The organism is Bacillus cereus group sp. BfR-BA-01453, assembly GCF_022662915.1.
GTDB classification, from domain to species: Bacteria; Bacillota; Bacilli; order Bacillales; family Bacillaceae_G; genus Bacillus_A; species Bacillus_A paranthracis.
This window is the reverse complement of record NZ_JAKUEN010000023.1, coordinates 41,703-48,516: the sequence shown is the minus strand read 5'-3', so window position 1 is coordinate 48,516 and position 6,814 is coordinate 41,703. Positions and strand designations below refer to the sequence as shown.

The window sequence follows — 6,814 nt, the reverse complement described above, 5'->3', positions numbered from 1 at the left end:
GGCAGAGAGGTCACACCCGTTCCCATACCGAACACGGAAGTTAAGCTCTCTAGCGCCGATGGTAGTTGGGACCTTGTCCCTGTGAGAGTAGGACGTCGCCAAGCAACTAAAAACACAAGTCTTTTGACTTGTGTTTTTTTGTGTTTTCAAACAGTATGCAAAAAGAAGTAATGGTAATACAAACACGTTGCCCAAGGATGAATCATATTATATAAGAAATCGATGTATATTTTTCTGTAAATTGTTAAGGAATAGAAGTATAAAATATGTCCATTTAAATTAAATAGGGAGGGAAAGATATGAAATCACAAAACGAAGTTTGTATTGTTTGTGAGACAGAAAGAAAAGAAGGGATATATGTTTATAATAATTTAATATGTTATGAATGTGAAAAGGACATGGTGAATACAGAAACAAATGATCCGAAGTATATATATTATTTAAAACAGCTTCGGAAATTAGAAGTATCATATTTTTAAATAGGCATATGCCTATTATTTTTTTTGTTCTGTATAATAGAGAAAGAATGAAATAATAAGGAAGAGATATAGATGAATCAAAATCGCATACCTTTATATGAAGCATTAATAGAGTTTAAAGAAAGAAGGCCGTTATCCTTTCATGTTCCAGGTCATAAAAATGGTTTAAACTTCCCTCAAGGGGCAGTAGAGGAGTTTAAAGATATACTATCTATCGATGTAACTGAGTTGTCAGGGTTAGATGATTTACATAGTCCGTTTGAATGTATAGATGAGGCACAACAATTATTAGCTGATGTATATGGAGTGAACAAAAGTTATTTTTTAATTAATGGTTCAACAGTCGGGAACTTAGCAATGATTTTGTCTTGCTGTAGGGAACATGATATTGTTCTTGTACAAAGAAATTGTCATAAATCAATTATTAATGGTTTAAAATTAGCAGGAGCAAATCCAATTTTTTTAGATCCATGGATTGATGAAGCTTATAACGTACCCGTGGGAATTCATGATGAGATTATTAAGGAAGCAATTGAAAAATATCCAAATGCGAAAGCACTTATTTTAACACATCCTAATTATTATGGTATGGGGATGGATTTAGAGGCAAGCATTGCTTATGCACATGCACATAAAATTCCTGTGTTAGTAGATGAAGCGCATGGAGCTCATTTTTGTTTAGGTGGGGCATTTCCAAAGTCAGCTTTAGCATATGGTGCAGATATTGTAGTTCATTCCGCACATAAAACATTACCTGCGATGACGATGGGATCCTATTTACATATAAATAGCCGCTTAGTGAAAGAAGAAAAAGTTTCTACTTATTTAAGTATGCTACAATCTAGTAGTCCATCGTATCCAATTATGGCTTCCCTTGATATTGCACGCTTTACGATAGCGCGTATAAAAGAAAAGGGACATGATGAAATTGTCGAGTTTTTACAGAAATTTAAAGAAGAATTGTCTTCTATCCCACAATTAGCTATTTTACAATATCCATTACAAGACGAGCTAAAAGTTACCATACAGACGCGTTGTCAGTTATCAGGATACGAATTACAGTCCGTATTAGAAAAGGTTGGTATATATACCGAAATGGCAGATCCATATAATGTCTTATTTATTTTGCCTTTGCAAGTAAATAAGAAGTATATGAAGGCTATAGAGATGATCCGGGCGGCATTGCAACCTTATGAGGTGAAAGACAAGACGGAATCTATTCGTTATACTTATAAAGGAGAAATTTCTCCCCTGCCGTATACATATAAACAACTGGAAGGATATGAAACAAAAGTAGTATCTGTAGAAGAAGCAGTTGGGATGATAGCGGCGGAAATGGTAATTCCATATCCACCTGGTATTCCATTGATTATGTATGGAGAAAGAATTACTTCAGAACATAAAGAGCAAATTATGCATTTAGAGAGAGCAGGCGCTCGTTTTCAAGGTAGCACGAAATATATGAAAGTGTATGATATAGAAAGTAGGTTTTAGGATGAAGGGATTATTTGTAACAATTGAGGGGCCAGAAGGTTCGGGTAAAACAACGTTAATTCAAGGTTTATTGCCATACTTTGAACAAAAGGAACAAAAGGTAATGGCGACAAGAGAACCAGGTGGTATTGCGATTTCTGAGGAGATTAGAACGATTTTACATAAGCAAGAATATACGATGATGGAAGCACGTACAGAGGCACTTTTATATGCCGCTGCACGTAGACAACATTTAGTGGAAAAAGTTATGCCGGCACTTGATGAGGATTACCTTGTATTATGTGATCGTTTTATAGATAGCTCTTTAGCGTATCAAGGCTATGCAAGAGGGTTAGGTATGGATAAAGTATTTGAAATCAATCGTTTCGCAACAGAAGACTGCATGCCTAGTTTAACAATTTACCTAGACATTGAACCCGAGGTTGGTTTAGCTCGAATTGCAAAAGATGCAGGACGTGAAGTGAATCGGTTAGATATGGAAGATATCACTTTCCATAAACGTGTGCGTGAAGGGTATTTACAAGTTGTAGAACGTTTCTCGGATCGTATTGTATTAGTAAATGCTGATCAACCAATGGAAAAACTTATAGAAGAAGTTATTCAAGTTATAGAAGATAAATTGTTATAATAGAAGGAAAGAATGAAATAAGTGAGGTATGCATTATGACGAAGACGTGGGAGCAGCTTTCTGCTATACAACCCATCGGTGTAAAAATGTTGATGAATAGCATCGCAAAAGAGCGTATATCCCACGCTTACTTATTAGAGGGAGGGAAAGGGACAGGAAAGTTTGCGACAGCAATTCAAATGGCAAAGAGTTTCCTCTGTTCTCAGCGGAATGGGGTAGAGCCTTGTCATGTATGTACAAATTGTAAGCGAATTGATTCAGGTAACCACCCAAACTTACATATTGTAAAACCAGACGGATTGTCTATTAAGAAGCAGCAAATTCATGATTTACAAGAAGAGTTTTCAAAAACAGGATTAGAAGCAAATAAAAAAGTATATGTTATTGAGCACGCAGACCGTATGACAGCAAATGCGGCGAATACACTGTTGAAATTTTTAGAAGAACCAAGTAGTGATACAACAGCTATTTTACTTACTGAACAAAGTCATCAAATTTTAAATACGATTTTATCTCGTTGTCAAGTTGTTACATTTAGACCGTTACCTACGGAATCTTTAATTAGAAGATTACAGGATGAAGGTGTTACGACATCTTTATCGACACTTGCTGCACAACTCACAAATAGTTTTGATGAAGCTTTAGCTTTATGTAGTGATGAATGGTTTGCACAAGCACGAGCTTTAGTGATAAAATTATGTGAAGCGCTCGAAAAAGATAAAGCCTCTATTTTTTTTGTACAAGAAAAATGGGGAAAACACTTTGGAGAGAAAGAACAATTACAGCAAGGTTTAGATATGTTACTCCTTATTTATAAGGATTTATTATATGTTCAACTTGGAGAAGAAGATCGTCTTGTTTTTCATGAGCAGAAAGAGATGTTTGAATCTTTCTCCTACGCTCAGAAGCGCATTGTATCAGCTCTCTTTAATATATTAGAGGCAAAAAATAGAATCAACGCTAATGTAAATGCGCAGCTTGTGTTCGAACAGTTAGTGTTGCGGTTGCAGGAGGGATGACCGTTTTGTATGATGTAGTAGGTGTTCGCTTTAAGAAGGCCGGAAAGGTGTATTACTTTGATCCGAATCAGTTCGATATCTCTGAAAATGAGTTTGTAATTGTAGAAACGGTAAGAGGTATTGAATACGGAAAAGTAGTTATTACCAAAAAGCAAGTTGATGAAAACGACGTTGTATTACCACTAAAAAAGGTTATTCGCATTGCAAATGAAAACGATCGTACCATTGTTGAAGAGAACAAACATGCTGCAAAAGAGGCATATCAAGTTTGTCAGCAAAAGGTAGTAGAACATAATCTTGATATGAAACTTGTAGATGTAGAGTATACGTTCGATCGCAATAAAATTATTTTCTACTTTACTGCGGATGGTCGGATTGATTTTCGCGAACTAGTGAAGGACTTAGCAGCAATTTTTAGGACAAGAATTGAACTAAGACAAATCGGTGTTCGTGATGAAGCGAAAATGCTTGGTGGTATTGGTCCATGTGGTCGTATGCTTTGTTGTTCTACTTTTTTAGGGGATTTTGAACCTGTATCCATTAAGATGGCAAAGGATCAAAATTTATCATTAAATCCTGCAAAAATCTCTGGTTTATGTGGTCGCTTAATGTGTTGCTTAAAATATGAGAACGATGAATATGAGGCAGCAAAGGAACAACTTCCTGATTTAGATCAACGTATACAAACCCCGCATGGTACTGGCCGTGTTATCGGATTAAATATTTTAGAAAGATTAATTCAAGTGGAACTAGTAGACAAGGAACGGATAGTAGAATATACGTTAGATGAGTTAGTGAATAAAGGGGTCGTTTCGAGTCAAACCACAGATTAATGAGGTGGGTGCTTGTGGAGAAAAAAGATATTTTTGCATCGGTTTCTAGTATGGAAGAGCAAATTGGACATTTATACAAACAGTTGGGAGAATTAAAACAACATCTTGCAGAGTTACTGGAAGAAAACCAACATATAAAAATGGAAAATGAAAATTTGCGACACCGCTTTGAAGAAGTACAGATTAAAGAAAAACAAAAAACTCAAAAACGTAAAGAAGTGAAGCCGAAGACAGATATTGGTGAAGGCTACGATAATTTAGCAAGACTATATCAAGAAGGTTTTCATATTTGTAATCTGCATTATGGAAGTGTACGTAAAGAGGGAGATTGTTTATTCTGCCTGTCATTTTTAAATAAAAAGTGAAATTACCTTTCCAATAATAATTGGAAAGGTAATTTTTTATACATGAGAGTAGAATCGAATATGTTTTTTATTAGTAGAAGATGAAATAGGGTAGGTTAAGTGTAAGAAAAGGAGCAACATATGAATTTATACGAAGATGAACGTTTAGATTACTTATTAGCACAAGATTTGAAGATTATACAAAGCCCATCAGTATTTAATTTCTCGTTAGATGCTGTTTTACTTGCAGACTTTGCTTGGGTGCCAATTCAAAAAGGTAATTTACTTGATTTGTGTACAGGTAATGCAGTTGTACCCCTTCTATTAAGTACAAGGACGAAAGGGAATATTACTGGTGTAGAAATTCAAGAACGCTTATATGATATGGGAATAAGAAGTGTCCAATACAATAAGTTGGAAGAAAGAATTCACTTAATACACGGGGATTTGAAAGATATGCCGGAGAAACTTGGGCGTCATCAATATGATGTTGTCACATGTAATCCGCCTTATTTCCAAACACCTGCAACTTCTGAAAAAAATATGAATGAACATTTAGCGATAGCTCGTCATGAAATTATGTGTACACTAGAGGATGTTGTATCTGCAAGTAGTCAGCTAGTAAAGCAAGGCGGGAAAGTAGCATTTGTACATCGTCCAGGTCGTTTATTAGATATTGTTACATTAATGCGTAAATACAAAATTGAACCGAAGCGTGTACGATTTGTTTATCCTAAGGCAGGGAAAGAAGCGAATACATTGTTAATTGAAGGAATTAAGGACGGAAACGCAGATTTGAAAATATTGCCACCTCTTTTTGTATATGAAGAAAATAATGAATATACAAAGGAGATTCGTTCTATTTTATATGGAGAAGAATAAGCATTGTTTTTACGTAGTGGAGTGCTCTGATGGAAGTTACTATGCTGGATATACAAATCATATAGAGAAGCGGATTGAGACCCATAATAGCGGAAAAGGGGCTAAGTATACGCGTGCTAGACTTCCTGTTGCTTTAAAATACGTAGAATTTCATGAAGATAAGCGTACAGCTATGCAAGCAGAGTATTATTTTAAGCAATTAAATAGAAAACAAAAAGAAGAATATATGCAAAAAGGAGAACGCTATGTGGCAACAAAAAAGCTTTCAACAAAGTGAAAAGGGAGTTTTATATTTAGTACCAACTCCTATTGGAAATTTAGAAGATATGACATTTCGTGCAATCCGAATTTTAAAAGAAGCGGATTTAATTGCTGCTGAAGATACGAGACAAACGAAAAAACTTTGTAATTATTTTGAAATTGAAACGCCTGTTATGAGTTACCACGAGCATAATAAAGAAGTAAGTGGAAAGAAAATATTAGAGAAGTTAGATGAAGGAAAGACTGTAGCGCTTGTTAGTGACGCTGGTATGCCGTGTATTTCCGATCCAGGCTATGATATTGTTGTCGAGGCGGTAGCTGAGCAATATCATGTAATCCCGCTTCCTGGGGCAAATGCAGCCCTTACAGCATTAATTGCATCAGGACTTGAAACAAAACAGTTTTATTTCTATGGGTTTTTACAAAGAAATAAAAAAGAAAGAAAAATGGAGTTAGAGAAGCTTCGTTACATACAAACTACAATGATGTTTTATGAAGCGCCTCACCGCCTGGATGATACTTTAATCTCGATGCAAGAAGTATTGGGAAATAGAGAAATCGTATTATGCCGAGAGTTAACGAAAAAATTCGAGGAATTTATTCGAGGAACAGTTGAAGAAGCAATTGAGTGGACGAAACAAAATGAAGTTCGTGGTGAGTTTTGTATTTTAGTAGCTGGTTCAACGGAAGAACCTGCTCCAGAAGAAAAATGGTGGGAATCTATTTCAGTATATAATCATATTGAACATTATATAAACGAAAAAGGTATGAATTCAAAAGAGGCGATAAAAACAGTCGCTAAAGATCGAGATTTGTCGAAACGCGATGTATATCAAATCTATCATGTCGATAAAAAATAAGCTTCTCATAATTG

9 protein-coding genes and 1 rRNA gene are annotated in these 6,814 nt (G+C 35.3%); all 10 read left to right on the top strand.

Annotation, left to right across the window (positions count from 1 at the left end):
• Window positions 1-104 (top strand): 5S ribosomal RNA (gene rrf / locus MR070_RS25585); the annotation flags it as partial.
• 195 nt (window positions 105-299) lie between these two features.
• On the top strand, window positions 300-479 hold the full coding sequence (locus tag MR070_RS25580; protein ID WP_000842028.1) for a sigma factor G inhibitor Gin: 180 nt from the start codon (window positions 300-302) through the stop codon (window positions 477-479).
• Window positions 480-551: 72 nt separating this feature from the next.
• A complete protein-coding gene (locus MR070_RS25575) occupies window positions 552-1,973 on the top strand; it encodes an aminotransferase class I/II-fold pyridoxal phosphate-dependent enzyme (RefSeq protein WP_001075285.1) in 1,422 nt (473 codons plus the stop codon).
• Between the two features lies 1 nt (window position 1,974).
• Window positions 1,975-2,601, top strand: coding sequence for a dTMP kinase (gene tmk / locus MR070_RS25570; protein WP_000677231.1), 627 nt, complete (start codon window positions 1,975-1,977; stop codon window positions 2,599-2,601).
• 35 nt (window positions 2,602-2,636) lie between these two features.
• Window positions 2,637-3,620: a DNA polymerase III subunit delta' gene (gene holB, locus MR070_RS25565; RefSeq protein WP_000169574.1), complete on the top strand. Its 984-nt coding sequence runs from the start codon at window positions 2,637-2,639 to the stop codon at window positions 3,618-3,620.
• 5 nt (window positions 3,621-3,625) lie between these two features.
• Window positions 3,626-4,453: a PSP1 domain-containing protein gene (locus MR070_RS25560; protein ID WP_000272429.1), complete on the top strand. Its 828-nt coding sequence runs from the start codon at window positions 3,626-3,628 to the stop codon at window positions 4,451-4,453.
• 14 nt (window positions 4,454-4,467) lie between these two features.
• A complete protein-coding gene (yabA, locus tag MR070_RS25555; RefSeq protein WP_000412056.1) occupies window positions 4,468-4,818 on the top strand; it encodes a DNA replication initiation control protein YabA in 351 nt (116 codons plus the stop codon).
• A gap of 120 nt (window positions 4,819-4,938) precedes the next feature.
• A complete protein-coding gene (locus tag MR070_RS25550; RefSeq protein WP_001055351.1) occupies window positions 4,939-5,679 on the top strand; it encodes a tRNA1(Val) (adenine(37)-N6)-methyltransferase in 741 nt (246 codons plus the stop codon).
• Window positions 5,666-5,956, top strand: a complete 291-nt coding sequence (locus MR070_RS25545; RefSeq protein ID WP_000414340.1) for a GIY-YIG nuclease family protein — start codon at window positions 5,666-5,668, stop codon at window positions 5,954-5,956. Before MR070_RS25550 ends, MR070_RS25545 begins: the two co-directional genes overlap by 14 nt.
• Window positions 5,925-6,800, top strand: a complete 876-nt coding sequence (gene rsmI, locus MR070_RS25540; RefSeq protein WP_046199537.1) for a 16S rRNA (cytidine(1402)-2'-O)-methyltransferase — start codon at window positions 5,925-5,927, stop codon at window positions 6,798-6,800. The genes MR070_RS25545 and rsmI overlap by 32 nt, the downstream gene beginning before the upstream one ends.
• The last annotated feature ends 14 nt before the right edge of the window (window positions 6,801-6,814 follow it).